Annotated in this window: 20 protein-coding genes and 1 pseudogene; 13 read left to right on the forward strand and 8 right to left on the reverse strand. The window is 62.6% G+C overall.

The features are described from left to right. Positions 1-182 precede the first annotated feature (182 nt). Positions 183-821, forward strand: coding sequence for a 2-dehydro-3-deoxy-phosphogluconate aldolase (locus BQ8482_RS22825; RefSeq protein ID WP_123149647.1), 639 nt, complete (start codon positions 183-185; stop codon positions 819-821). Positions 822-927: 106 nt separating this feature from the next. On the opposite strand, the gene mepK is transcribed toward BQ8482_RS22825, so the two are convergent. Further along, on the reverse strand, positions 928-2,802 hold the full coding sequence (gene mepK / locus BQ8482_RS22830) for a peptidoglycan L,D-endopeptidase MepK (protein ID WP_123149648.1): 1,875 nt from the start codon (positions 2,800-2,802) through the stop codon (positions 928-930). Positions 2,803-3,180: 378 nt separating this feature from the next. Beyond that, the gene (locus BQ8482_RS22835) at positions 3,181-4,716 is read right to left on the reverse strand and encodes a sigma-54-dependent transcriptional regulator (protein WP_123149649.1); all 1,536 of its coding nucleotides are present in this window, start codon (positions 4,714-4,716) and stop codon (positions 3,181-3,183) included. A gap of 195 nt (positions 4,717-4,911) precedes the next feature. Between BQ8482_RS22835 and BQ8482_RS22840 the strand changes: the two genes are divergently transcribed. Then, entirely contained in the window at positions 4,912-6,750 is a 1,839-nt protein-coding gene (locus tag BQ8482_RS22840; protein WP_165848672.1) for a M3 family oligoendopeptidase, read from the forward strand. A 390-nt stretch (positions 6,751-7,140) separates the two neighbouring features. On the opposite strand, the gene BQ8482_RS40660 is transcribed toward BQ8482_RS22840, so the two are convergent. After that, complete coding sequence (locus BQ8482_RS40660; protein ID WP_425294123.1) at positions 7,141-7,677, reverse strand: pentapeptide repeat-containing protein; 537 nt, start codon at positions 7,675-7,677, stop codon at positions 7,141-7,143. On the opposite strand from BQ8482_RS40660, the gene BQ8482_RS40665 reads away from it, so the two are divergent. The 3 genes from BQ8482_RS40665 to BQ8482_RS22855 all read left to right on the forward strand — a co-directional run bounded on the left by BQ8482_RS40665 (position 7,667) and on the right by BQ8482_RS22855 (position 9,820). After that, positions 7,667-7,900 carry a hypothetical protein gene (locus tag BQ8482_RS40665; RefSeq protein WP_374120339.1) on the forward strand — a complete coding sequence of 78 codons (234 nt, stop codon included), beginning with the start codon at positions 7,667-7,669 and terminating at the stop codon, positions 7,898-7,900. The genes BQ8482_RS40660 and BQ8482_RS40665 overlap by 11 nt on opposite strands. A gap of 163 nt (positions 7,901-8,063) precedes the next feature. Then, positions 8,064-9,209, forward strand: a complete 1,146-nt coding sequence (locus BQ8482_RS22850) for an aminodeoxychorismate synthase component I (protein ID WP_123149651.1) — start codon at positions 8,064-8,066, stop codon at positions 9,207-9,209. Next, on the forward strand, positions 9,158-9,820 hold the full coding sequence (locus BQ8482_RS22855; protein WP_123149713.1) for an aminotransferase class IV family protein: 663 nt from the start codon (positions 9,158-9,160) through the stop codon (positions 9,818-9,820). The genes BQ8482_RS22850 and BQ8482_RS22855 overlap by 52 nt, the downstream gene beginning before the upstream one ends. 135 nt (positions 9,821-9,955) lie before the next feature. On the opposite strand, the gene aztD is transcribed toward BQ8482_RS22855, so the two are convergent. The 3 genes and pseudogenes from aztD to BQ8482_RS22870 all read right to left on the reverse strand — a co-directional run. Next, on the reverse strand, positions 9,956-11,167 hold the full coding sequence (aztD, locus tag BQ8482_RS22860; RefSeq protein ID WP_244602936.1) for a zinc metallochaperone AztD: 1,212 nt from the start codon (positions 11,165-11,167) through the stop codon (positions 9,956-9,958). Positions 11,168-11,250: 83 nt separating this feature from the next. Then, a complete protein-coding gene (aztC, locus tag BQ8482_RS22865; RefSeq protein WP_123149652.1) occupies positions 11,251-12,237 on the reverse strand; it encodes a zinc ABC transporter substrate-binding protein AztC in 987 nt (328 codons plus the stop codon). A 116-nt stretch (positions 12,238-12,353) separates the two neighbouring features. Next, positions 12,354-12,443, reverse strand: a pseudogene (locus tag BQ8482_RS22870) (zinc ABC transporter ATP-binding protein AztA); the annotation flags it as partial. 556 nt (positions 12,444-12,999) lie between these two features. On the opposite strand from BQ8482_RS22870, the gene BQ8482_RS22880 reads away from it, so the two are divergent. The 6 genes from BQ8482_RS22880 to BQ8482_RS22905 all read left to right on the forward strand — a co-directional run bounded on the left by BQ8482_RS22880 (position 13,000) and on the right by BQ8482_RS22905 (position 20,227). Further along, on the forward strand, positions 13,000-14,445 hold the full coding sequence (locus BQ8482_RS22880; protein ID WP_123149653.1) for a homospermidine synthase: 1,446 nt from the start codon (positions 13,000-13,002) through the stop codon (positions 14,443-14,445). A 198-nt stretch (positions 14,446-14,643) separates the two neighbouring features. Beyond that, positions 14,644-15,015, forward strand: coding sequence for an outer membrane lipoprotein Omp10 (omp10, locus tag BQ8482_RS22885; protein ID WP_123149715.1), 372 nt, complete (start codon positions 14,644-14,646; stop codon positions 15,013-15,015). A 278-nt stretch (positions 15,016-15,293) separates the two neighbouring features. Beyond that, entirely contained in the window at positions 15,294-17,336 is a 2,043-nt protein-coding gene (locus tag BQ8482_RS22890) for a bifunctional metallophosphatase/5'-nucleotidase (protein WP_123149654.1), read from the forward strand. 144 nt (positions 17,337-17,480) lie between these two features. Next, positions 17,481-18,551: a ferrochelatase gene (gene hemH, locus BQ8482_RS22895; RefSeq protein ID WP_123149655.1), complete on the forward strand. Its 1,071-nt coding sequence runs from the start codon at positions 17,481-17,483 to the stop codon at positions 18,549-18,551. 250 nt (positions 18,552-18,801) lie between these two features. After that, positions 18,802-19,752, forward strand: coding sequence for an SPFH domain-containing protein (locus BQ8482_RS22900; RefSeq protein WP_123149656.1), 951 nt, complete (start codon positions 18,802-18,804; stop codon positions 19,750-19,752). Between the two features lie 10 nt (positions 19,753-19,762). After that, positions 19,763-20,227: an NfeD family protein gene (locus tag BQ8482_RS22905; protein ID WP_123149657.1), complete on the forward strand. Its 465-nt coding sequence runs from the start codon at positions 19,763-19,765 to the stop codon at positions 20,225-20,227. A gap of 301 nt (positions 20,228-20,528) precedes the next feature. On the opposite strand, the gene BQ8482_RS22910 is transcribed toward BQ8482_RS22905, so the two are convergent. Beyond that, positions 20,529-21,530, reverse strand: a complete 1,002-nt coding sequence (locus tag BQ8482_RS22910; protein ID WP_123149658.1) for a KpsF/GutQ family sugar-phosphate isomerase — start codon at positions 21,528-21,530, stop codon at positions 20,529-20,531. 152 nt (positions 21,531-21,682) lie between these two features. Here BQ8482_RS22910 and BQ8482_RS22915 point away from each other — a divergent pair, with 152 nt between their 5' ends. Continuing rightward, positions 21,683-23,431 carry an outer membrane beta-barrel protein gene (locus BQ8482_RS22915; RefSeq protein WP_123149659.1) on the forward strand — a complete coding sequence of 583 codons (1,749 nt, stop codon included), beginning with the start codon at positions 21,683-21,685 and terminating at the stop codon, positions 23,429-23,431. A gap of 246 nt (positions 23,432-23,677) precedes the next feature. Here the strand turns inward: BQ8482_RS22915 and galU are convergent, their stop codons facing one another. After that, positions 23,678-24,583 (reverse strand): UTP--glucose-1-phosphate uridylyltransferase GalU, encoded by a 906-nt coding sequence (galU, locus tag BQ8482_RS22920; protein ID WP_123149660.1) that lies wholly within the window; start codon positions 24,581-24,583, stop codon positions 23,678-23,680. 213 nt (positions 24,584-24,796) lie between these two features. On the opposite strand from galU, the gene BQ8482_RS22925 reads away from it, so the two are divergent. Next, positions 24,797-26,023, forward strand: a complete 1,227-nt coding sequence (locus tag BQ8482_RS22925; protein ID WP_123149716.1) for a lytic murein transglycosylase — start codon at positions 24,797-24,799, stop codon at positions 26,021-26,023. Positions 26,024-26,037: the final 14 nt, after the last annotated feature.

Consider the following 26,037-nt stretch of genomic DNA (forward strand, 5'->3'; position numbering starts at 1 on the left):
CCACTAAACGCTCATGAAAGCCGATTCAAGGCTGACGCGTGGAACCGCCTCTTCTTGTTGCTTTGACGGCCGGGCTGCCGGAATTCCCGGCAGTGCGTGACATCGCGACACGCTTCGTTTCGTGGACAGAAAAACGGCCTTCTGCTAACCGGTTGAACGGATCAATACCGGAGAGACGACAAATGCCCAGCAAGACCGAAAAGCTCCTGTCGCTCCTCAACGGCCAACCGGTTATCCCGGTGCTGAAGATCGCCAATGTCGCCGATGCCGTGCCGCTGGCGCGTGCCCTGGCACGCGGCGGCCTGCCGGCGATCGAGATCACGCTGCGGACAGCTGACGCGCTGGAGGCGATCCGGCTTGTGGCAAGCGAAGTCGAGGACGCCATCGTCGGCGCCGGCACCATTCTGGACGCCCGCCAGTTCGGCGAGGCGGCAGCAGCCGGCTCCAAGTTCATCGTCAGCCCCGGCATCACCGGCGAGCTTCTGGCGGCGGCGAAGGACAGCGACGTTCCGTTGCTGCCCGGCGCCATCACGCCGGGTGAGATCATGGCCGCCCGCGAGGCGGGCTTGCGTTTCCTGAAATTCTTCCCGGCGGAACAGTCGGGCGGCATCGCATCGCTCAAGGCATTCGCCTCGCCGCTCGCCGATGTGCAATTCTGCCCGACCGGCGGCATCACCGGCAAGAACGCCGCCGACTATCTGAGCTTGCCCAACGTCATCTGCGTCGGCGGCTCCTGGGTGGCGCCGGACGATTTGGTCAAGGCCGGCAGGTGGGACGAAATCGAGGCGTTGGCGCGCGCGGCGAGCAAGCTCGGGCGGTAGAGAAACTCTTACCCCCAAGTGGACTGGCAGCATCGCGGCGTTTTTGTTTGCGAACAGCAAAAAGCCGCGCGGGTTACCCGGCGGCTTTGTATTGCTGGTCGATCCGCTACTTGGTCTGGAAGCGGGCTACCGACAAGAACTTGACGGCATTGCCGGTGAACCGGTTGGCGTCGGCCAGCTGATCGTTCGGCTGGAAGCCCGCGGTGTAGACCTCGGTCGGCGGCGTGTGCACGATATTGTAGGCATAGCGCGGCGCCGTCGTTGCGCTGGAGACGGTGGCGACATTCTCGCCGCTGTTCAATGCCCAGCGCGCGGCCTTCGGCTCGGCGGCGACCACCACTGACTTGGGACCAGGCTTCAGGTCACGGGCGGTTGCCCTGGCTGCCTTGCGGGTGGTCTTTACACCCGCACCGATCGCCGCGGCCGGATCCGAGCCGGCCGGACGGGCAAAGACAGCCTCGCGCGGCGATGCGGCATTGACGCTCGCCGGATTGCTGAGAACCGAGCTCGGCTGGGAGAGCGAAGCGACCTGGTATTCGTCGGTTGCGCTGACCCGCTCCAGGACGGCCTTGACCGCGTCGGATTGGACGTGGTCCGTCTGGGCCAAGTCGGGCCGCTCCAAGTCGGGCTGAGCTAAGTCGGGCCGAGCCGACGGCAGCACCGAGAACGCATCGGTAGCGGTCTTGCCGTGTCCGGCCGTATCCGCGAGCGCCAAAAGCACATCCTTGTCCTGCGGCGCAAGGTCGGCCGCTGCAAGGTCGGCCGGCAGCGAGTGATCGGGACGCCAGGTCGGCAACGGAATGTTGTTGGCTGCAACCTGCGCCGCATCGGCGACAGCAGACGGCTCGGCCATGCCGAAGGGAGCGCTTGCCGGCGCTTGCGCGCTCGCCACCGCTTGTTCGGTGGTGGCGGTGGCATCCGCCACGCCGAACGGAACGTTTTCGGGCGGCTGAGCGCCGACATCGGTCTTCGGACGCGGGGCGAAATCAGGCAGCGGCACGCTGCGCGCCGGCAGCGCCGCAATGATCGTTTCCGGCGTGTCCTCCTCCGGTTCCGGAGCAGGCGCATCGGCGATTTGCGGAATCTCGGCGCGTTTCGCATCCTGAGGCGACACGATGGCAATGCCCGGAAGCTTGCTGCTCTTGGCGGCCGGCGCCGGCTTCGCGTTCGCCAGCTTCACGTTGGTTGACTTCGGCGTTGGCGCGGCTGCGACATCGGCGCTGTCATCCGCCTCGTCCTCACCGCCGCCGAAGAAAGCCGCCAGCAGACCACCGGATCTTTTGGAACCGCCACCTGCGCTGGCCAGTTCGATGGCGGGAGCGCCGGCGCCCTTGCGCGCCTTGTAGGAGGCGAGCGCCTGTGAATAGCCGGGCAGCGGCTTGCCGTCGCTCGGCACGTGCAGCGTCTTGCCATTGGGGAACACACGCGCCAATTCCTGGCGGCTGATGCCCGGCCAGTGGCGCACATTGCCGACATCCATGTGGACAAAGGGCGAGCCGGATCTCGGATAATAGCCGACGCCGCCGCCCTGCATCCGCAGACCGATGTCGCGAAGTTTCTTCAGCGGCACGCCGGGAATGTAGAAGTCCATGGCCTTGCCGAGCATATGCTGGCTTTTCTTGGCGACGCCCCTGCTGCGGCTGCGCAGCATCGAGTTGGTGGACGACGAGCGATACCCACACACGACCTGGATATAGTCGGTGGCGCCGCTCTGCCGGTAAGCCTCCCAGACCAGGTCCAGCAAGCGCGGATCCATCTTGGTCGGCTCGTTGCGGCGCCAGTCGCGCAGGATGACGTTGATCTTTTTCAGACCCGCCTGGTCGTAGCGGCCGCCGCGCTTGAAGACGATCTCCGCCTTCTCTTTGGTGTGGAGGTTATAGAGTTTCAGCGAACGCGTCTGGGCGCTGGCGCCGGTCGCAGCCGCTGTAAGGAAGCCAAAGGCGAGGATCACCGCTGCCAGCCATCTCGGCCAGACGCTCATGTGATAATGCCGCCCGTTTGTGTGTCGTTCGACTTTGTTCAAATCAAAAGGCCTTGCAGGCTGCCGTTTGTCCCCGGATTTGACCAACGGATGCGGTGGTGCTCGCATCCGAATATCGATCCTAATGGTTAATCATCGCTTATTGAAGCCGAAATGCGGTAACACCGTGGCGATATCCCGTCAAAAATATGCGCAGGGTTTCTTGGTAAACTGCTGGTTTAGATCATGTTTCGGCCTTTGCCATGAACACGACCTGTTACCGGCCGCCTCAATGCGTGAACACCGCCGCAAGCGCGTCGCCCGACGCTCGTCACGCCCGATCGATGACTGTCGATTTGTCCTGATGCCAGGCTGACAAGCTGGTCCGCACTTGCTTTGTCAGGAAGCAAGCCGGTCGATACGGCCTGTTTCCGGATCGATGCCGTATTCCTTGAGCTTCCTGTAGAGCGTGGAGCGGCCGATGCCGAGGCGGCGGGCAACTTCGCTCATCTGGCCGTTGTAATGGTCGATGGCGAGCTTGATCATTTCGAGTTCGACATCGGCCAGCGCCCGCACATTGCCGCGTTCGTCGAGCGCCCGCAGCGTGCCGAAGCGGGGCTGCGGCCAGGCCGGCGGATCGCGCTCGGTCGCAGCGATGCCGTTATCGGCCGGGGCGTTCTCGCCAGGCGGCTCGATGACCAAGGGCGAGGCGGGCAACGCGCCATCCGCATCGAGGTTGACGGTGCCCTCGACCTGCGCCCGGATCTGCGGAAACTCCTCTTCGGTCAGCACATCGCCTTCACAAAGCACTGAGGCCCGGAAGACGGCGTTTTCCAGCTGCCGGATGTTTCCCGGCCAGTCGTAGGCCTGCAGCATGGCGAGCGCCGCAGCCGAAATGCCGTGCAGGCGGTGACGTGGATCGGTGGGCGCAACCTTCTCCAGGAAGTGCTCGACCAAATACGGGATGTCGTCGCGACGATCGCGCAGCGGCGGCACGAAGATCGGATAGACATTCAAGCGATAGAACAGATCCTCGCGGAACTTGCCGTCCTTGACCTGCTGCAAAAGATTGCGGTGTGTCGCCGAGATCAGCCTGATGTCGACCCTGACGGTCGAACGTCCGCCGACCGGATCGACCTCACCGTCCTGAACGGCGCGCAGCAGCTTGACCTGCACGTCGAGCGGCAGGTCGCCGATCTCGTCGAGGAAGAGCGTGCCCGAATGCGCCTCGACGAACTTGCCAGTGTGTTTTTCGGTGGCGCCGGTGAACGAGCCCTTCTCGTGACCGAACAGGATCGATTCGACCAGATTGTCGGGGATGGCGCCGCAATTGACGGTAACGAAGGGCTTTGAGCGGCGATCGCCGCTGCCCTGGATGGCGCGCGCCACCAGCTCCTTGCCGACACCGGATTCGCCCTCGATAAGGATCGGGATGTTGGACGCGGCCGCCTTCTGGCCGAGACGGATCACCCGATCCATCGCCGGGCTGTGCGTGATCATGTCCTTGAAGGTCAGATGGCCGCCGCGCCGCCGCGACGTGCGCTTCACTTCACCCTCGACCGCTTCGACCTTGAGCGCATTGCCGATCGATGCCTGCAGCCTGTCGGGAGAGGCCGGCTTGACGACGAAATCGAAAGCACCATGACGCATGGCCGAAACGACGGTCTCGATGCCGCCCTGGGCGGTTTGTACGATGACCGGAACTTGGATGCCGCGCTCACGCATCGCCTTCAGCACGCCGATGCCGTCGAGGCCCGGCATGACGAGGTCGAGGATGACCACCGACACGTCGCGCGAATTGGGCCCGTCGAGGGCGTCGAGACCGGCCTCGCCGCCATCCGTGATGATCGCGCTGTGGCCGAATTTCGTCACGGCCGCCTCGAGCAGCCTGCGCTGCACGGGATCGTCATCGACTATGAGTATGGAACCTGTCATGACTGGTTCAACGATGCTCGCCCAATATGCCCACCCAAGGGCAATCCACCCTATGGATCATCTTGGCACAGGGTTCTAAATAAGGTTTCAAAAAACCCGGTGAACGAATTCCTTAGGATTTGACCGGCTTTCTAATCCCCCTCTTGAATCTTTGAGTCTGGCCGCTTGGGTCCTGCAATCTGGAAAGTATCGGCAATGCGCATGGTTTTTGGTCGGCAGCTTGCGGCGGCGGCATCCGGTCAGGGCGCGGCGGAGCTTGGCAATCTGCCGGAATGGGATCTCGCCGATCTCTATTCTGGCATGGACGCCCCCGAGCTGAAGCGCGACATCGCCAGGGCGGCGGCCGATGCCATCAGCTTCGAGAGCCGCTGGAAAGGCACGCTCGCCGCCGAGGCGGAGCGTGCCGACAGCGGCAGGCTGGGCGAGGCGCTTGCCGCCTATGAGGCGCTGGAGGAACTGATCGGCCGGATCGTCTCCTATGCCGGACTGATCTATGCCGGCAACACCGCGGATCCGCAGCGCGCCAAGCTCTATGGTGACATTCAGGAGAAGATGACCGACGCCAGCGCGCATCTTCTGTTTTTCGCGCTCGAACTGAATCTCATCGATGATGCCGCGATCGAAACCGCGATCGCTGCCGATCCCGCCTTCGCTCACTACCGGCCGTGGGTGCTCGATCTGCGCATGGACAAGCCCTATCAGCTCGAGGATCGGGTCGAGCAGCTTTTCCACGAGAAGTCGATTACCGGACGCGGCGCCTGGAACCGCCTGTTCGACGAGACGATGACCGATCTGCGCTTCGACATCGATGGCGAGGAGCTTACCCTGGAGCCGGCGCTGAACCGCCTCCAGCACGCCGATGGCGAGGTGCGCCGCCGGGCCTCTGAAGCGCTGGCCGCAACCTTCCGCAAGAATCTGCGCACGTTCACGCTGGTCACCAACACACTGGCCAAGGACAAGGAGATTTCCGACCGCTGGCGCGGCTTCGAGGACATCGCCGATTCGCGCCATCTCGCCAACCGCGTCGAGCGCAGCGTGGTGGATGCGCTGGCCTCAGCCGTTCGCGACGCCTATCCGCGCCTGTCGCACCGCTACTACGCGATGAAGGCGCGCTGGCTCGGCATGGAGATGATGAACCACTGGGATCGCAACGCGCCGTTGCCAGAGACCCCGCAAGCGATCATCGGCTGGGACGAGGCCAAGAACACCGTGCTTTCCGCCTATCAGCGCTTTTCACCTGACATGGCGGAGATCGCCCGGGTTTTCTTCGACCGCAACTGGATCGACGCGCCGGTCAGGCCGGGCAAGTCGCCGGGCGCCTTCGCGCATCCGACCGTGCCGTCGGCGCATCCCTATGTTCTGCTCAACTACATGGGCAAGCCGCGCGACGTGATGACGCTGGCGCATGAGCTTGGCCATGGCGTGCATCAGGTGCTGGCCGCAGGCCAGGGCGCGCTGATGGCTTCGACGCCGCTGACGCTGGCCGAGACGGCATCCGTGTTCGGCGAGATGCTGACCTTCCGCTCGCTGCTGGACCAGACCACGGACAAGCGCGAGCGCAAGGCCATGCTCGCCCAGAAGGTCGAGGACATGATTAACACGGTCGTGCGCCAGATCGCTTTCTACGAGTTCGAGCGCAAGGTGCATGCCGAGCGCAAGAACGGCGAACTGACATCCGACAAGCTCGGCCAGTTCTGGCTGGAAGTGCAGGCGGAAAGCCTCGGGCCGGCGATCAAGCTGCGCGATGGTTACGAGGTCTTCTGGACCTATATTCCACACTTCATCCATTCGCCCTTCTACGTCTACGCCTATGCTTTCGGCGACTGCCTGGTGAATTCGCTCTATGCGGTCTATCAAAATGCGGAGCGTGGCTTTCAGGAGAAATATTTTGCCATGCTGCGCGCCGGCGGCACCAAGCATCATTCCGAGCTCCTGGCACCCTTCGGTCTTGACGCCACCGACCCTGCCTTCTGGCAGATCGGACTTGGCGTGATCGGCGGGCTGATCGACGAGCTCGAAGCTTTGGACAATTGACGCACAGCGCTGACCATCCGGGGCTGACAGAACAGTTTAGCCGCAATGCATATTGAGGCCGTTCTATTCTTGCTCTAAATATCTGTTCTTAAATAACTCTCCGTGGAATTTTTCCGGTAGCTTTCCGGAAGCTGTATGATAGCGTCCCGCCTCAAGCTCAGTCGGGCGCGGGGCTCAGGCCAGGAAAAAATCTTCCGCCGGTCACGGCGCTTCGGCGAGTGCGACAGCGGCCGTTGGCCATGGCAGGAAAAGCCGGTCGCCGACAGCTCGATCTAAGCCGGCTGTTCCGCCAACAGCGGAGCCACCATTGAATGGTCCTTGTGCCAAGGTCACCACTCCAGGCCGTGGCAGATGGATCGGACTGGAGAGAGAGACAATGGGCACTTTTTTCTACATGCTCCTGGCGTTCCTGGTAGGTGTGTTGGTTGGCTGGTTCATCTGGGGACGCCTGCGTGGCGAGCTCGACAGCCTGCGCGGTGACATGGACCGCACGCGCAGCGAGCGCGACAGGCTGCGCGCCGACGCCGACCGCCTGACCGGCGAGCTGGAAGTATGCCGCGGCGCCCGCGCCGACCTGGAGCGCCAGTTGGCCGAGGCACAAGGCGCCAAGACCGGCGCGACAAAGGCAGCAATCCCGGCACCGTCGGCATTGATGTCGACATCCGCGCCGGCCAAGCCCACGCCGGCCAAGTCCGCGCCAGCAAAGACCGCGCCGGCCAAGTCGACGCCGGCCAAGACCGCGTCCAAGAAACCGGCGGCCGCCAAGGCGGCAGCCGCGCCAAAAGCCAGTGCGTCGAAAGCGGCCGCGTCGGAAACGAGCGCCACAGCCAGGAAGGCTGCGCCGGCGGCAAAGAAGGCTACCGCCGGCACGGCAACAGCGGCGGCAGCAGCTGATAAGACCGACAGTCTGCGTCGCTTGATCGGCATCGGCCCGGTCAACGAGCGGAAGCTGCACGGCCTGGGGGTTAGAACCTACGCTCAGATCGCCGCCTGGACGGCGGCGGATATCAAGCGGATCGAAGACGTTCTCCAGTTCGACGGCCGCATCGAGCGTGAGCGCTGGATCGAGCAGGCGAAACTGCTTGCCGCCGGCGACGAGAAGGAATTCGCGCGCCGCTTCCCGACCGCGGGGACCGCGAGCAACACCTGAATTGCCTGCCAGCATCGAGCACTGGCGGCGCCTTGAGGTGCCGCCAGTTTGCTTTTGCACCAAGGCTGCCTTTGCGTCCTGAGACGCCGCGCTCTCGATTGCGCGCGATCGAGCCCCCATATAGAGCGATAGCTGGCGTCATCGACCGCAGCATCCGAGTCCCATGTCCCTGCCCTCTGCAATTTTCCGGAATGACGAGCGCGCCCATCAGCTCGTTTTCGACGGCCCGGCCGGCATCATCGTGGCGCACGAGGCGGAGGATTTCCTGCCGGCGCTGGAAATTGCGCAGGCCGCGCATGACGCCGGCAAATGGCTGGCCGGCTATTTCTCCTACGAGGCCGGCTACCTGCTCGAACCGAAGCTCGTTCCGCTGCTGCCGGGCGGACGCCGCGCCCCGCTTGTCTGCCTGGGGGTCTTCGACGCGCCTGTCGAACAGGCGGTCGTGCCCAGCAACGCGCCAGCGACCAACGGTCCGATCTTCGACGCGAGGGCTGCCTGGTCTTCACAAGACTACGCAAAACGCTTTGCGCGGCTCCACAATCACATTCGAAAGGGCGATTGCTACCAGGGCAATCTGACCTTTCCGGTGCATGCGCAGTGGTCGGGCGATCCGCTGGCCGCCTTCGACGCGCTGACCGAGCGCCAGCCGGTAAAATACGGCGCGCTGATCGCGCTCGGCGATCCGGTTGTTTTGTCGCGTTCGCCGGAACTGTTCTTCGAGGTCGACGCCGAAGGCATCATCGAAACCCATCCGATGAAAGGCACCGCCCCGCGCGGCGCGACCAAGGCGGAGGACAAGCGGCTGAAGGCGTTCTTGCTCAATGATGAGAAGAACCAGGCTGAGAACCGGATGATCGTCGATCTCCTGCGCAACGACATCTCGCTGATCAGCGAGGTCGGCACGCTGGAGGTGCCGGAGCTTTTCCGCATCGAGAGCTACCCGACCGTCCACCAGATGGTGAGCCGTGTGCGGGCCAAGCTCTTGCCCGACCTCACCATCCGCCAGATCTTCGCTGCGCTGTTTCCATGCGGATCGATCACCGGCGCCCCAAAAATCCGCGCCATGGAAATCCTGCACGATCTGGAAGCCACACCGCGCGATGTCTATTGCGGCGCCATCGGCTGGATCGCGCCCGGCGGCAGGATGCGCTTTTCGGTTGCGATCCGCACCATATCGCTCTTTTCCAGTGGCGAAGCCGTCTACAATATCGGTGGTGGCGTCGTCTTCGATTCGACGGCCGAGGAGGAGTATCAAGAGTGCCTGCTGAAAGCGCGCTACGCGACGGGAACACCGCCGATTTCGAGCTGATCGAAACCATGCGCTGGCAGCCGGGCCAGGGCTTCCTCCGTTTCGACCGCCATTTGGCACGCCTTTATGGCTCGGCAGCCGAACTGGGTTTTGCCTGCGATCCGCAGAAGGTCGGCGAGATGCTCAAGAACGCCGTCGAGCTGCCGGACATAGCCTTGCGCACACGCCTCGTCCTGTCGCGCAGCGGCAAGGTGACGGTCTCGGCGCTGCCTTATGAGCCGCATGCAGCCGACAAAGTGTGGAGGCTGCAACTGGCGCGGGTGCGGCTCGATTCAAACGACACCCTGCTGCGCCACAAGACGAGTCGCCGGGACACCTATCAGCGGGCGCGAGCCGAGTATCTGATCAGCCGGGCCGACGAGGTGCTGCTGGCCAATGAGCGTGGCGAAATCTGTGAGGGCACGATCACCAATCTCTTTGCCGATTTCGGCGACGGCGCGCTGGCAACGCCGCGGCTCGATTGCGGCCTGCTGCCGGGCGTATTGCGCGGCGAATTGCTGGACGAAGGCCGCGCCCGCGAGGCAATCTACAGCTTGGATGATCTGAAGTCGGCCAAAGCGCTGTTCGTTGGCAATTCCCTGCGCGGATTGATCCCGGCGCGGCTGGGCTGAAACGCACCGAAAAGGCACCAGGCGTCACGCCCATGGCTGTGTCTCAAGCATGGTTTTCCCCTTGCGAGCTGGAGAAGATGCGTCCGGCCCGAGAAAGAATGGGCCGGACGCGCGGCAGCCGCTTGGGAGGAGCGACTATTCGCCTTCGTGGGTCTGACCGGAGCCGCCGACGGAGACGATGTTGAAGGGTTTGCCTTCGACAGCAATGTCGCCGGTTTTCTCGAACGACGTCGCGTCAACGAGACGCAGCACGCCTTTCAAAGGATCGGTGACCACGATCCTGTCGCCGGCGACAGCGACGCGCGGCCTCGGCTCGCTCCAGTGACCGTCCATCGAATAGGGATCGGTCAGCTTGAGCGAGTTTGCGATCTCCCCCTTGACCACGTCGAGCTGGTGAAGCTGGCCGTCCTCAGTGAAAACGTAGGCGAACTTCGGACGAACAGGATCGATCGCGAAATGCACGCGGCGCGTCGGAAGGCTGATCAGCCGGAATGCGTCGCTTTCGACCGTCGGATCGATCAGCACCACCTTGTCGGCGCCGTAGTTGCCGAGGAAATATTGCAGGCCCCTGCCGCCGATCAGCGTCGTCGTTTTGCCATCCGGCAGGCTGTCGGCATAGGGCAGATGACGGATCGCCGGGGTGCCGTCGCCATGGCTGACGACAAGCAGGCCGGTCGCGCAGGCGAAAGCCAGGATATTGCCGGAAGACGCCTCGCCGTGGAGGTCGGGGCAGGCGTGGATGCCGCCGATCGGCGCGCCGGCTTCGTCAGCGACCCTGATGCCGACCGGGAGTTCATCCGGCTTTTCCCTGTTCGGCTCCGACAGGATGACATGGGAGCCATAGGCGACTGCGACGCCGTGCTGCGGCGCGTCCGTCTTCACTTCCCTGAAATCCGATTTGCCTTCCAGGACGACCTTTTCGGAGATGATACGGGCGACACCTTCGCCGTCGAAAAAAGCGGCGAAGTCTCCGTCATGCTCGACGAAATGCGACGGCTTCTTGCCTGTGATCTCGACGCCGGCGAGTTTTGGCGCTTCAACGTCGATGTCGCCGTGTTCGCCGTGGTCGTCGAAGGAAATGCCGCTCGCGATCCCGGTAACGACGCCGGCCGCGCCCTGCACGGCGAACACAGTCCGGCCGCTTTCGCTGCGATGGAGCGACGCCGGCCCTTTAATCTGGAATGTGTCGAGCTTTCCGCCATCGACCGCATCGATTACGGTCACCTTTGGATCCGCGTGATCCGAGATGAAGAGGCGCCAGGCGGTTACCTCCTCGGCATGGCCCGCACTTGCAGATAGAGACAGAAGCAGCGCGATGGCCGTGGCTGACGCCCAATTTGTCCTCACGGTATTCTCCTTGATGTTATTACATAACTGATTGCGGTCGACGAAACGGCGGATTGCTCCGCCTTTCCGTCGTGGCGCGACGATCAGCTTCCGAGGATCGCGCCTTTGATCGCCGTGATGTTGTGCCGCATCATCTCGAGATAGGTCGCGGCCGGACCGTTCTCGTCCGACAGGGCGTCGGAGTAGAGTTCACCGCCGATTTTCAGACCCGTCTCGCTGGCGATCTGCTCGATCAGGCGGGGGTTGGTGACGTTTTCAACGAAGATTGCCGAAGCCTTGTCTTGCCTGATCTGTTTGATGAGGGCCGCGACGTCGGAGGCTGAGGCCTCAGATTCGGTGGAGACGCCCTCCGGTGCGAGGAATTTTATGCCGTATTCGTGCTCGAAATACCCATAGGCGTCGTGGGAAGTGATGATCGTGCGCTTGTCCTCGGGGATCTCAGCTACAGCAGCCTTGATCTCCTCTTCCAGTGCCTCGAGCTGCTGGCCGTATGATTCGGCATTGGCCCGATAAGTGTCACAGCCGGCCGCATCGGCGGCACAGAAGGCATCGGCGATGTTCTTCACGTAGAGTTCGGCATTGTGCACCGACTGCCATGCATGGGGATCGGACTCGCCGTGATGATGGTGCCCTTCCTCATGGCCCTCTTTCGCCTCCGCGGCGTGCCCTGCCTCGCCCTTGGCGGCTTTATCCTGATCGTGGTGACCTTCTTCCTCGGTGTTGCGCAACACCTCGCCGCCTTTGGTCAATTCCACGACCGGCGCTTTCGTCGCGCTCGCTTCGACGAGACGCTGGAGGAAGCCCTCGAACTGGAGGCCGTTGACCAGCACCACGTCGGCAGAACCGACGGTGGCCGCGTCGGCCGGCTTCGGTTCGTAGACATGGGCGTCACCATTCGGGCCGACCAGCGTGATGATGTCGACACGGTCACCGCCGACATTCTTGGCGAAATCGGCAATGACCGAGAAACTGGCGACAACCTTGAGGTTCTCGGCCGCGGCCACCGACGGGATGATTGGCAACGATGTTATGACGCCCATCACGGCGGCGAGCTTCAGCGTCCTGGACATTCGATCAACTCCTTTGTTCAAGCGGTTCTGTGGGAGATGTGCCGGACGCGTGGCGAGCAGCCGCGCGTCCCGGCAGAGATGGAAGAAACGTAGATCGTGCCCGCCGACAGATGATCGCCGGACCGGACGATCCCATCGAGGTGATGCACGGCGGGATGGCTGTTGTAGCCCAGCGTCAGGTCTTGAAAGATCACACAGGCAGCCATTCGATCCATCTCCGCGGGAGCCATCAAGGTCAGCCCAGCTCTTGACGATCCGTTATGTTATGTTATTACGTTCGTCAACCGAAAAGTGTCGCACGGCTTGGAGCGCTGGCCTGTCTAAAATCGAGGCAAGGCCTGGCAGCAGGATCGCGGACATCGCGGTAAGGATCGGTCGTGAGAGCATTGCCACGACGCCCCGCCAAGTCGTTCTGCCCGTGGAACTGGTTCGGGCGTCCACAGCTGCACCGAGGGCGAAAATCCGCTGAACGGGTTGGCGCCCGACCGGGCAACACTCGCCGCATCTTTCGCCGCGCCATTGTTGGCGCTCGAGTTCGCCCAACTCGACCACAAGGGCCAACTCTTTCACGGGGAATGACCGCCGACCGTCAGCGACTGGTCGTCCCCCTTAACCACATGACGAATGCGGCGTAGCTCGCGGCTTTTCGCTGGTTTATGACAATGATCTGTGGTTGTAGCGCGTGGCGGTCGGGCAAAAAAATGCTCCGCTTTGCGTCTGTTTGCCCGGCTTTTCAGCCTATCTGAGGGAGTAATCGATAAAATGGCGAATGAAAACTGGCCCGTTTACGGTGAGATCACCGGCCCTGTCGTGATGATCGGCTTCGGCTCGATCGGACGGGGAACGCTGCCGCTGATCGAGCGCCATTTCAAGTTCGACAAGTCGCGCATGACGGTCATCGACCCACGCGATACCGACCGCAAGCTGCTCGACGAGCGCGACATCACCTTCATGCAGGATGCGGTGACCAAGAAGAACTACAAGAAGCTGCTGACGCCGCTGCTGACCAAAGGTGGCGGCCAGGGCTTTTGCGTCAACCTGTCGGTCGACACCGGCTCAGTGGATTTGATGCGGCTCTGTCGCAAGCTGGGTGTGCTCTACATCGACACCGTCGTCGAGCCATGGCTCGGCTTCTATTTCGACGCCAAGGCCGACAATGCCAGCCGCAGCAACTACGCGCTGCGTGAATCCATGATCGAAGAAAAGCACGCGCATCCCGGCGGGGCGACCGCAATCTCCACCTGCGGCGCCAATCCAGGCATGGTCTCGTGGTTCGTCAAGCAGGCGCTGGTCAACCTCGCCACCGATCTTGGCCTCGAGTTCTCAGAGCCCGCGCAGCAAGATCGCGAAGGCTGGGCCAGGCTGATGAAAAAGGCCGGCGTCAAGGGCATTCACATCGCCGAGCGCGACACACAGCGCACCAAGAAGCCGAAGCCGATGGACGTGTTCTGGAACACCTGGTCGGTCGAAGGCTTCATCTCGGAAGGGCTGCAACCGGCCGAGCTCGGCTGGGGCACGCATGAAACGTGGATGCCGAAGAACGCCAAGGAGCACAAGCATGGCTCGAAGGCCGCGATCTACCTGGAGCAGCCGGGCGCCAACACGCGTGTGCGCAGCTGGTGCCCGACGCCCGGACCGCAATACGGATTCCTGGTGACGCACAACGAGTCGATTTCGATCGCCGACTTCTTCACCCTGCGCGGCAAGAAGGGCAAGGTTCAATATCGCCCCACCTGCCACTACGCCTACCACCCCTGCAACGACGCCATACTGTCGCTGCACGAGATGTTCGGTGCCGCCGGCAAGCCGCAATCCGTACATCACGTGCTCGATGAGAACGAACTGGTCGACGGTGTCGACGAACTCGGCGTGCTGCTCTACGGACACGACAAGAACGCCTATTGGTACGGCTCGCAACTGTCGCTGGCGGAAGCACGCAAGCTGGCGCCTTATCAGAACGCGACGGGCATGCAGGTCACGTCGTCAGTGCTGGCGGGCATGGTCTGGGCGCTGGAAAATCCCGAAGCCGGCATCGTCGAGGCCGACGAGATGGACTACAAGCGCTGCCTGGAAGTGCAGTCCCCCTATCTCGGGCCGATCAAGGGCTACTACACCGATTGGACGCCGCTCGATAACCGCCCTGGTCTGTTCCCGGAAGACCTCGACAAGAACGACCCATGGCAATTCCGCAACATCCTCGTTCGATAGTGCAACATCCTCGTTCGATAGCAATGTCTCACTGCCTTGCAATCGCCTGGAAATCGGGCGATTGAAGGAAGGTGGCCCAGAGCGACGTGCGTCCATTTGGACGCACAAAGTGCGCTCCAGCGCTTTGAATGTACGCATCGTGCTTTCCGAAAAATCGGATCGATTTTCGGGCCGATGCGAGAGGAGAGGGTTTTGATGATGACGATTGCGCGCAAATTGCTTTCGGCCGGCATTGTCGCGGCCGCTGCCGCCTTGGCGGCGTGCACCACCGCCGGCCCGGGCGGGCCGCCATTGGCCGCGCGGAGCCCGGTCGAAGGCTCATGGATCGACGCGCAAGGCACGGGCCTGTCGACCTTCGCCGGCGGCAGCTTCAACACCGTCGCGACCGACACCGGCCAGAAACTTGCCGACGGCAGCTACACCATGACCGGCGGCACCTCGGTCGAGATCCAGGGCACTTCGCTGATCCGCCAGACGCCGATCAGCTTCAACTGCTTGTTGATCTCCACCTCGCAGCTTAATTGCACCAGCGCGAGCGGGCAGAACTTCGTGCTGACGCGACGTACCTGAGGCCCCTACTGAACTGCTTTGCAAAGGACGGTGGCTTGGGGCCTCCGCCCTTTTTTTGCGCCGGCAAAACTGTCCCCGATTCCGCTTGCTGAAACGCGATGTGTATATGGGCAAAAGCTGGCTGTTATGCTCCAGTCAAGCAAGGGCGTTAAACACCTCTGCGCATGACCCCAAAATCGGAATCGATTTTCGGAAAGGATCATGCGCAAATTGGTACAGTGTCCTTGTGCGTCCGAAATGACGCGCGGCGCTGTACTCAGGTCATCCGGGAGACGAAAATGAAGAAGATCGCCGCCGTTGCCGCCCTGTCGGCGTCCACGCTTGGCCTGTCGGCCGGCGTGTCCTTTGCCGACTACACGCTGAACATCCTGCACATCAACGACTGGCACAGCCGCATCGAAAGCAACAACAAATATGAATCGACCTGCTCGGCCGAAGAGGAGACCAAGGGCGAGTGCATCGGCGGCGCGGCGCGGCTGATCACGGCGATCGCCCAGGAGCGCAAGAAACTCGAGGGCCAGAACGTGCTGCTGCTCAGCGCCGGCGACAATTTCCAGGGCTCGCTTTTCTACATCACCTACAAGGGCAAGACCGAAGGCGAATTCCTCAACCAGATGAAATTCGACGCCATGGCGGTCGGCAATCACGAGTTCGACGACGGCGAGGCGGCGCTGGCGCCGTTTTTGGACATGATCAAGTTTCCGGTGCTCGGCGCCAACGTGAAGGCCAACGCGCAATCCAAGCTCGGTGACCGCGTGAAACCGTCGATCGTGATCGAGGTCGGCGGCCAGAAGATCGGCGTCGTCGGCGCGGTCACCAACGACACGCCGGAACTCACTTCGCCAGGCCCTAACGTCACGATCGAGGACGACGTCAAGTCGATCACATCAGAGGTCGAGAAGCTGAAGGGAGAAGGCGTCAACAAAATCATCGCGGTCACCCATATCGGCTACAAGCGAGAGCGCGACGTCATCGCCAAGATCCCGGGTGTCGACGTGGTGGTCGGCGGCCACAGCCATTCGCTGCTGTCCAACACCGACCCCAAGGCTGAAGGCCCCTACCCGACGATGGTCGACAATCCGGACGGCTACAAGGTGCCGGTCGTCCAGGCGGCGTCCTTTTCGAAATATCTCGGCGAGTTCAAGGTCGTGTTTGACGATAACGGCGTCGTCAAGCAAGCCAGCGGAGACCCGATCTACCTCGACAAGTCGATCACGCCGGATTCCGCCGTGCTTGCCCGCATCAAGGAGCTTGGCGCGCCGATCGAGGCGTTGAAGAACCAGGAGGTCGCCGAGACCACCAAGGCGATCGACGGCAGCCGTGAGAACTGCCGCACCCGCGAGTGCGAGATGGGCAATCTTGTCTCCGATGCCGTCCTCGACCGCGTCAAGGACCAGGGTGTCGAGATCGTCATCACGAATGGCGGCGGCCTGCGCGCTTCGATCGACCAGGGCACCGTCACTATGGGCGAGGTGCTGAACGTGCTGCCATTCCAGAACACAGTGGCGACCTTCCAGATTTCCGGCAGGGATCTGGTTGCCGGGCTAGAGAACGGTCTCAGCCAGATCGAGGACGGCGCCGGACGCTTCCCGCAGGTTGCCGGCCTGAAGTATTCATTCGACAAATCGGCCGCCCCGAATGCCGGGCGCGTCAAGTCGGTCGAAGTCATGCAAGGCGGCGCGTGGACGCCGATCAATCCGGATAAGGATTACCTGGTCGCCACCAACAACTATGTGCGCCAGGGCGGCGATGGCTACGACGTATTCGCCGACAAGGCCAAGAACGCCTACGATTACGGTCCGGGCCTCGAACAGGTGGTCGCCGATTATCTCGGCGCGCATCGGCCCTATACGCCGAAGCTCGATGGCCGCATCACCGAGATCGCGGCCGCCGCCGCGGCGGAACCGGCAAAGCCGGCAGAAACGGCTCCAGCCGCAACTGCGGAGCCGGCGATGCCCGAACCGCCGGCTGGTTCGGACGATATCGCCACGACGCCGCCAGCCGTCCCGGCGGAACCCGCCCCGGCAGCGCCGGCACCTGCTGAGCCGGCTAAGCCGGCCGAGACGGCGCCCGCGGCACCGGCTCCTGCGGCGGAACCCGCCAAACCAGCCGAGGCTGCGCCTGCCGAGCCGGCAAAGCCGGCCGAGGCAACACCGGCCGAAAGCAGCCATGTGATCGTTGCCGGCGATACCTATTGGGACCTGGCGGAGAAGGCCTATGGCGATGGCGCCAAGTGGAAAACGATCTCGGACGCCAACAAGGACTATGAGCCGCGCCGCCTTCCCGTCGGCGCAACCTTGACCATCCCGGCCGCAAACTAAATTCTTCCGTCATTGCTGGAAAACCCGTCCGGGGAACCGGGCGGGTTTTCTGCTTTCCGCTCGAGGTAAGATAAGGTGCGGCCAGACGCTGCATTGAAAACCGGCGCGGCATCGCTAGTTTCGCGCGGTGTCCGGAGATCCCTAATGACGCTTTCCAACCCTGTCGATCCCAAGGCCGCGGCGGCGAAGGGCCTCGGCCCGCAGCCGGCAGGTCAGCCGCCGGTCGGGGCGGGCAGGATCGGCGTCATGCTGGTTAATCTCGGCACGCCCGACGGCACCGAGTTTAGGCCGATGTGGCGCTATCTCAGGGAATTCCTGTCCGATCCGCGCGTCATCGAGCTCAACAAGGCGATCTGGTACCCGATCCTCTACGGGCTGGTCCTCACCACGCGGCCGAAGAAATCGGGCGCCAACTATGCCAGGATATGGAACCGGCAGCGTAACGAGTCGCCGCTGCGCACCTACACCCGCGCCCAGAGGGAAAAGCTGACCGAGGCGCTGCGCGACCTGCCCGACGTTATCGTCGACTGGGCGATGCGTTACGGCAATCCTTCGACCGAGAGCGTCGCCAAAGGGTTGGTTGCGCAAGGCTGCGACCGCATTCTGTCTTTTCCGCTCTATCCGCAATATTCCGCGACCACCACCGCGACCGCCAACGACCAGCTGTTTCGCGCGCTGATGAAGATGCGCCGCGCCCCGGCGATCCGCAGCGTGCCGCCCTACTATGCCGAACCGGTCTATATCGAGGCGCTTGCCCGTTCGATCTCGCGCCATCTGGCGACGCTCGATTTCGAACCGGAGGTGGTCATCGCCTCCTATCACGGCATTCCGAAACCCTATTCCGACAAGGGTGACCCCTATGAGGCCCATTGCTTGGAGACGACCCGGCTGCTGCGGGAAAAGCTCGGCTGGGATGAGAAGAGGCTGATCACCACGTTCCAGTCGCGCTTCGGTGCTCAGGAATGGTTGCAGCCCTACACCGACAAGACGGTCGAGAAATTGGCCGGAGAAGGCGTGAAATCGATCGCCATCGTCAATCCGGGCTTTTCTGTCGACTGCATCGAGACGCTGGACGAGATCGGCAGAGAGGCGGCCGAGACTTTCCACCATGCCGGCGGCAAGAAGTTCGCGCACATCCCCTGCCTCAACGACAGTGCCGAGGGCATGGCGGTGATCGAGGCGATGGTGCGGCGCGAACTGTCGGGCTGGATTTGAAGCGGACATAATCGAGCGCCGCTAGCCCGGCGCCCATACGCCGACAATTCGCGATCACCCGATTGTAACATTTCTGAAACACACTTAAGTGTTTGGTGAAGTCGGTTGCGTTGAAACGTCTACCGCATCGGCAGAAAATCGGAATCGATTTTCGGAAAGCACGATGCGCAGGTATAAAAGTTAGAGCGTACTTTGTGCGTCGAGTGGACGCGCGTCGCTCTAATGTGCTCGGCATCTGAGGGAGGGCCAAATGGATTTCAGTGGTTTCGATATCGCGCTTCTTGTTCTTGTCGCTCTTGTCGTGCTCGTGCTTTTCAAAGGCATCCGGACAATCCCGCAAGGCTACAATTATACCGTCGAACGCTTTGGCCGCTATACCAAGACATTGAGCCCCGGCCTTAACCTCATCGTGCCGTTCGTCGACCGCATCGGCGCCAAGTTGAACATGATGGAGCAGGTGCTCGACGTCCCGACCCAGGAGATCATCACCCGCGACAACGCCACCGTCGCCGTCGACGGCGTCGCCTTCTACCAGGTGCTCAACGCCGCGCAGGCCGCCTACCAGGTCGCTGGGCTGGAGAACGCCATCCTCAACCTGACGATGACCAACATCCGTACCGTGATGGGCTCGATGGACCTCGACGAGCTTTTGTCGAACCGCGACGCCATCAACGAGCGCCTGCTGCGCGTCGTCGACGAGGCCGCGCATCCCTGGGGCATCAAGATCACTCGTGTCGAGATCAAGGACATCAACCCGCCGGCCAATCTCGTCGAATCGATGGGTCGCCAGATGATGGCCGAACGCAACAAGCGCGCGCAGATCCTTGACGCCGAAGGCCTCAAGCAGTCGCAGATCCTGGAAGCCGAGGGCCGCAAGGAAGCCGCCTTCCGCGACGCCGAGGCGCGCGAACGCTCCGCCGAGGCCGAAGCCCGCGCCACGCAGGTGGTGTCGGAAGCGATCTCCAAGGGCGACGTGCAGGCGCTCAACTACTTCGTCGCGCTGAAATACACCGAAGCGCTGACCAGGATCGGCTCAGCCACAAACAGCAAGGTTGTGCTGATGCCGATGGAAGCTTCGTCGCTCATCGGCACGCTCGGCGGTATCGGCGAGATCGCCAAGGAAGTCTTCAGAGGCGACGGCACTGCCGGCACGCCGCGGCAAGCCGCCCGCCCGCCCGTAGTTCGCCCGAGCGAGAGCTGAGGCCGACCCCATGTTTGACCGCATCATTTCGGAACTCGGTCCCTGGAACTGGATGGTTCTCGGCTTCATTCTCCTCGTAATGGAGGTCGTCGCACCGGGCATCTTCATGCTGTGGATCGGCATCGCCGCATTGCTGATCGGTGCAGTCTCCCTGCTCATCTGGGACGCAGGTTTCTGGACCTGGCAGGTCCAGGTTCTCGCTTTCCTGGCGATGTCGCTGGTTTCAACCTATGTCGGCAAGAGACTGGCGGGCGGACGCCACGACCCGACAGACCAGCCACTGCTCAACCGCCGCGGCGAACAAATGATCGGCAGGAAGGCGACACTTGCCGAGCCGATCAAGGACGGGCGCGGCCGCATTAAGCTGGGCGACACGCTATGGCGCGTCTCAGGCCCCGATCTGCCGGCCGGCACACAGGTGCGCGTGACGGGCGCGGCCGACACCGATCTGGAACTGACGGTCGAGGCGGTTTAGGACCGATCCCACCGATCTCGGCGGGGCGACTTTTCAAACAGGCCTGAGCCTCTGTCAGAGACGGTTTCGAAATTCGCTCTGGCGAGTCATATGGTGGTGGTTTCGAGAACCGGCGCGCAGCGGACATTAGAGCGCTGCGCGTCCATTTGGACGCGCAAAGGACGCTCTAACACTTTGCATTTGCGCATGATCCTTTCCGGAAACCGAAATCGGTTTCCGGGGTCATGCGCTGGTCCGTGAGCACCGGAAGCGCAGAAAACGCCATCAGATGGCCGCCAGAGTAGAGTTTCCAAACGGCCTCTCAGGCCGCGCCGATGCGCAGCAGATCGTGCAGATGGACAAGTCCGACCAGCCGTCCACCCTCGACAACCATCAGGCTGGAGATGGCCGAATTGTTGATCGTCTGCAGCGCCGTCGCAACCAGCGTATCCGGTCCGGCCGTCTTCGGCTCCTTGGTCATGACCTGATCGACGCTCATCGCCAAAAGATTGCTGCCGATGTGGCGCCTGATGTCGCCGTCGGTGATAATGCCGATCAGCGCACCATCCGCAGCGGTTATCGCCACGCAGCCAAACCCCTTGCGCGACAATTCGAGGATCGCTTCGTGCATTCCGGTGCCGGAAGGCACCAGCGGCAGCCTGTCGCCGACATGCATGATGTCGCGGATCTGCGTCAGATTGGCGCCAAGTTGCCCGCCGGGATGGAAGGTGCGGAAATGATCCGGCGTGAAGCCGCGCGCTTCGAGCAACGCGATGGCCAGCGCATCGCCGATCACCAGTTGCAGCAGCGTCGATGTCGTCGGCGCCAGGCCATGCGGGCAGGCTTCCGGCGCACGCGGCAGCAGAAGCACCACGTCGGCCGCGCGCGCCAGCGCCGATCGCTCTCCGGCGGTGACCGCGATCAGCGGAATCGAGAAGCGTCTGGAATAGGCGATGATGCCCTTGAGCTCCCGGCTCTCGCCCGACCACGACATGGCGATGATGGCATCGTCCCTGGCGATCATGCCGAGGTCGCCGTGATTGGCTTCGGCAGGATGGACGAAGAAAGCCGGCGTGCCGGTCGAGGCGAGCGTCGCGGCGATCTTTGAGCCGATATGGCCGCTCTTGCCGACGCCGGTGACGATGACGCGGCCCTCGATCTGCGACACCATGTCGACGGCGCGCGCGAACGGTTCGGTCAATCCGTTTTCGAGCGCGGCCGCCAGCGCCGCGACACCGGCCTGCTCAGTCGCTACCGTTCTGAGCGCCGAGGCGATCGAAGCTTGCCCGTCGAACCGCTTCTTGTCTGGGGATCCCGCATGCATGGCTGATGCGATTAGCGCTTTGCTGCGCGCCTGTCCAACGGAATTGCCATCCAGCCGGGCTTTAAACCAACGCCGCCTCAACCCTCCATTAACCATCCCCATTTACGGTTCGGTAAGTATGGCGCGCGGGCGCCGCGCAAGCAGTGGTGGCAATGTCCGGGGCCCAGCATGAACAGAAAGGAAGGCGAAACGGCAAGGCGGTCTACGCCTTGCTGTTGGCGACCAGCGTCTTCGCCTTGCTGCGGCCTGCGCAGCCCTATGCCCAGGTAACCGAGCTGCGCGGCGAGGTTTCGGAATCAGCGATTCTGGACGACCAGCAGCGCGAAACCAGGCAGTTGAGCATGGCCAGCGCCCAGGATCAGACGGCACGGGCCGACGCAGCCATCCAGGGCAATGCACCGGCGCCGACCTATCAGCCGGCCAGCCCGGGCGCCGTGCAGGACGACGACACGGCACCCGCGACCGGCAGCATTTTTGATCCGCCGGAAGCCACCGACGATGCGTTTGCAGACACGCCCGCTCCAATCCCGCCGCGCCGGCCATCGAGCGTAACGCAACGCGCGGACGATCAAGACGTGGCCGCCGAGGCCGCCGCCGGGGCCGCCGCCGCGACTGCAGCCACGACGGATGACACGGACACCGGCGAAACTGACCAGGACGCCACCAATCCCCGTGCCGTCACCATTGATTCCGCCGACAGGCAGCAGCTCGATCCGGGCGCCGAGCGCGCCGAAGCCATCGAAGGTCAGGACAAGAGGGCCGAGGACGACCCGTTCGCCGCCACCGGCATCAAACTCGGCTCCTTCGTGATCAGGCCGACGCTCGAGCAAGGCCTGACGGCGTCGTCGAATGCCGATTCAAGCACCGAAGGCAAACCGGCCCTGCTGTCCGAAACGGCGCTGCGCTTCAATGCCATCTCCGACTGGCGGGAGAATTCGGCTGTCATCGACGGCTATGGCATCTTTCTCAAGACCATATCGGGCGACGAGGTTCAGGAGGCACGGGGCCGTGTCGACGGCACGCTCAATGTCGACCTCGACAACGATCTGCGCGCTATCGCCAACCTTGGTTACGAGGCGGCGCCGGAATCGGCTTCGTCGCCGGTCGTCATCGAAGGCACCGTCGAGCAGCCGGTGCGCCAGAGCATTAACGGCAGCCTCGCGGTCGAGAAGGATGCCGGCAAGATGCGCTTCGCCCTGACCGGCGCAGTCGAACACGACATCTACGGCGACGCCAAGCTTTCGACGGGCGGAACGCTGTCGCAGAAAGACCGCGACTCGACGCTCTATACCGCCACCTTGCGCACCGGCTACGAGATTTCCCCCGCTATCACCCCCTTCACCGAAGTCGAAATCGGCCGCCGGGTCTATGATTTGCGCGTCGACACCAATGGTTTCGAACGATCCTCGACGGGGCTTGGGGTTCGGGCCGGCGCCGAGCTCGACCTCGGCGAGAAGCTTGCCGGCGAATTCTCGGCCGGCTGGCTGCGGGAGGCGATCGACGACGACCGGCTGCCGGCAATTTCGGGTGCCACGGTGAACGCCGACCTCAGATGGTCGCCGGAACGCGGCACCACGATCGGCCTCATCGGACAAACGACCGTCGAGGGCACGACAACCGCCAACGAAAGCGGCGACATCCTTTACTCTGGCCTCCTGACGGGCGAGCGGGAAATCCGTGGCAACCTGATTGGGAACGCAGCTTTCGGCGTGGGCTGGCGCGACTACATCGGGTCCGACGGCCACGATCTGACGCTGAGCGCCGAGGCCGGACTGACATGGTGGCTGAACCGGTATGCCGGACTGACCACCCGGGCCAGAACCGAAAAACAGACCAGCAACCTGGAGGGCCGCGACTACACTGCCCACAGCATCTTCGTCGGGGTGAAGCTGCAGCCGTAAAGCAAACCGTTGAAGGTTTGGGTATGTCGAGATTCAAGTCAGGCGGTGGCGGGAACGATGGTTTCGAGACCTGAACGCGGCCTACATTGGGGTATGCAAGTACCAGAAGCGCAGGAAACCGCCGTTCGCTGGCCGGCTGACTACCCGACATGCCTAAAGCGGTCGCGTTTGAAGGGATTCATGCAACGCGCTTTCTTGCTGCGCACCCTGGGTTCAAGACCGCGGGCATGCTTTTGGGCGATATAGCTAGAACGCCGCGCCCCGCTGCTCCGACGGTTTCATCTCGTCGAGAAGCTTGCGGATAATGCCCGCCATGCGGCCGTTTATGTCGCTGCGCCACAGCGCGAAGGCGACGTTGGCCTCGACAAAGCCTTCCGGCGATCCGCAATCGAAGGTGCGCCCCTGGTAATGGCAGCCATAAAAGGGCTGTTGCTTCTCCAGCTTCAGCATCGCATCGGTGAGTTGGATTTCGTTGCCAGCGCCCTTCTCCTGGCCCTCGAGAATCCCAAATATCTCCGGCTGCAGGATGTAGCGCCCGTTGATGTATAGGTTGGAGGGCGCCGTGCCGGCCTTCGGCTTCTCCACCATGCCGGTGATGCGGAAACCGTGATGCGTATCCTCGCCACGGCCGACGATGCCATATTTATGGGCCTCGGCGGGGTCGCATTCCTGAACCGCGACGATGTTGTTGCCGGTCTCGGCATAAAGCTCGACCATCTCCTTCATGCAGCTTTTTTCCGACTGCATGATCATGTCAGGCAAAAGCAGCGCGAAGGGCTCGTCGCCGACCAGCTCGCGGGCGCACCAGACGGCATGGCCGAGGCCAAGCGGTACCTGCTGGCGCGTGAAGCTGGTCTGTCCCGGCGAGGGTTGCAGCCGCTGCAGGCGGGCGAGCTCGTCGTCCTTGCCGCGCTGGGCGAGCGTGTCATAGAGTTCGAACTGGACGTCGAAATGGTCCTCGATGACCGCCTTGTTGCGGCCGGTCACGAAGATGAAATGCTCGATGCCGGCTTCGCGTGCCTCGTCGACCACATACTGGATGACTGGCCTGTCGACGACCGTCAGCATTTCCTTGGGTATGGCCTTGGTGGCCGGGAGAAAACGCGTGCCGAGACCGGCGACCGGGAAAACTGCCTTGCGAACTCTCTTCATGCTGTCAATTATCCGCTTCTAAGCCTGTTCGGCAATCCCGCCTCGAGACATTTTCGTGCCGGAATCTAGGATTATGGAACGGCTAGTCAGAAAAAAATTTGTGGTCCGTAAAGCACCAACCCGCCTTTTCGTTCCCAACGGCACCTATGGTAAACTAAATGCTAACCGGGTTCGGCGATGAATGATCTTCCTGTGATGAAGAAGGAGGAAAAGATGTCCGTTCGCAACGCCGCAACGCGCTTCACAAGCTTCGTTGCGGCCGCCAGCCTGTCGCTTGCCTTGCTGTTGCCCACCGGATCGGCTTTTGCCGACGCCGGTTTCCGGCAATGGGTGGCGAGTTTCCGCGCCACCGCGGTGCGGAGCGGCGTTTCCGGCGCCGTTTACGACCGGGCATTCGAGGGCATCAGCGATGCCGACCCGGTCGTGCTGGAAAAAGCGCGTTATCAACCCGAATTCACCGCGCCCGCCTGGGACTATTTCGACAACCGCGTCCACGACCAGTCGGTCGCTGTTGGCCGGCAGATGGCCAGGAAGTGGAAGCCGTGGCTAGACAGGATCGAGGCAAAATACGGGGTCGACCGTCATATCCTGCTGGCCATCTGGTCGATGGAATCGAACTACGGCGAAATCCTCAAGCGCGACGATGTCATGCGCAATGTCGTGCGTTCGCTGGCAACGCTTGGCTATGCCGACTCGAGACGATCGAAATTTGCCCGCACCCAGTTGATCGCGGCGCTGAAAATCCTGCAAAGGGGCGACATCGATAAAAGCCACCTCAGCGGCTCATGGGCTGGCGCCATGGGCCATACCCAATTCATTCCCACCAGCTATCAGGCCTATGCGGTCGATATGGACGGCGACGGCAAGCGCGACATCTGGAATTCGATTCCCGATGCATTGGCAACGGCCGCCAATCTGCTTAAGAAGAACGGCTGGCAGGCCGGCAAGACCTGGGGCTATGAAGTCAGCCTTCCCGACGGAAAGAAGTTCCCGGCCGGATCGAAGTCACTGTCGCAATGGCAAGCGCTGGGTGTCACGCGTGTCAACGGCAAGCCGTTCAAGAATAGTGCGGAGAAGGCCACGCTGAAGGTGCCAGGCGGCCGCGGCGGCCCGGCTTTCCTGATGGTCAAGAATTTTTCGGTCATCAAGCGCTACAACAATGCCGACAAATACGCGGTTGCCGTTGGCCTTCTTGCCGACGAAATCGCCGGCTATGGCGGGCTTGTGCAGGACTGGAAGCGGCCTTTCACGAAGCTCTCCTTCGAGGAGAGGCAGGAGCTTCAGCAACGGCTTTCCCAGTACGGCTACTACGACGGCAAGTTCGACGGCAAGATCGGCGAGGGATCGAGAGCCGCCATCATGGCCTTCCAGGCAAAGGCTGGCTTGACCCAGGACGGACATCCGAGCATGGAAGTGCTCAAATGGCTCAGGCAGAACTAGCTTCGCATAGGGGC

The sequence above is a fragment of the Mesorhizobium delmotii genome (assembly GCF_900149755.1).
Classification (GTDB): Bacteria; Pseudomonadota; Alphaproteobacteria; order Rhizobiales; family Rhizobiaceae; genus Mesorhizobium; species Mesorhizobium delmotii.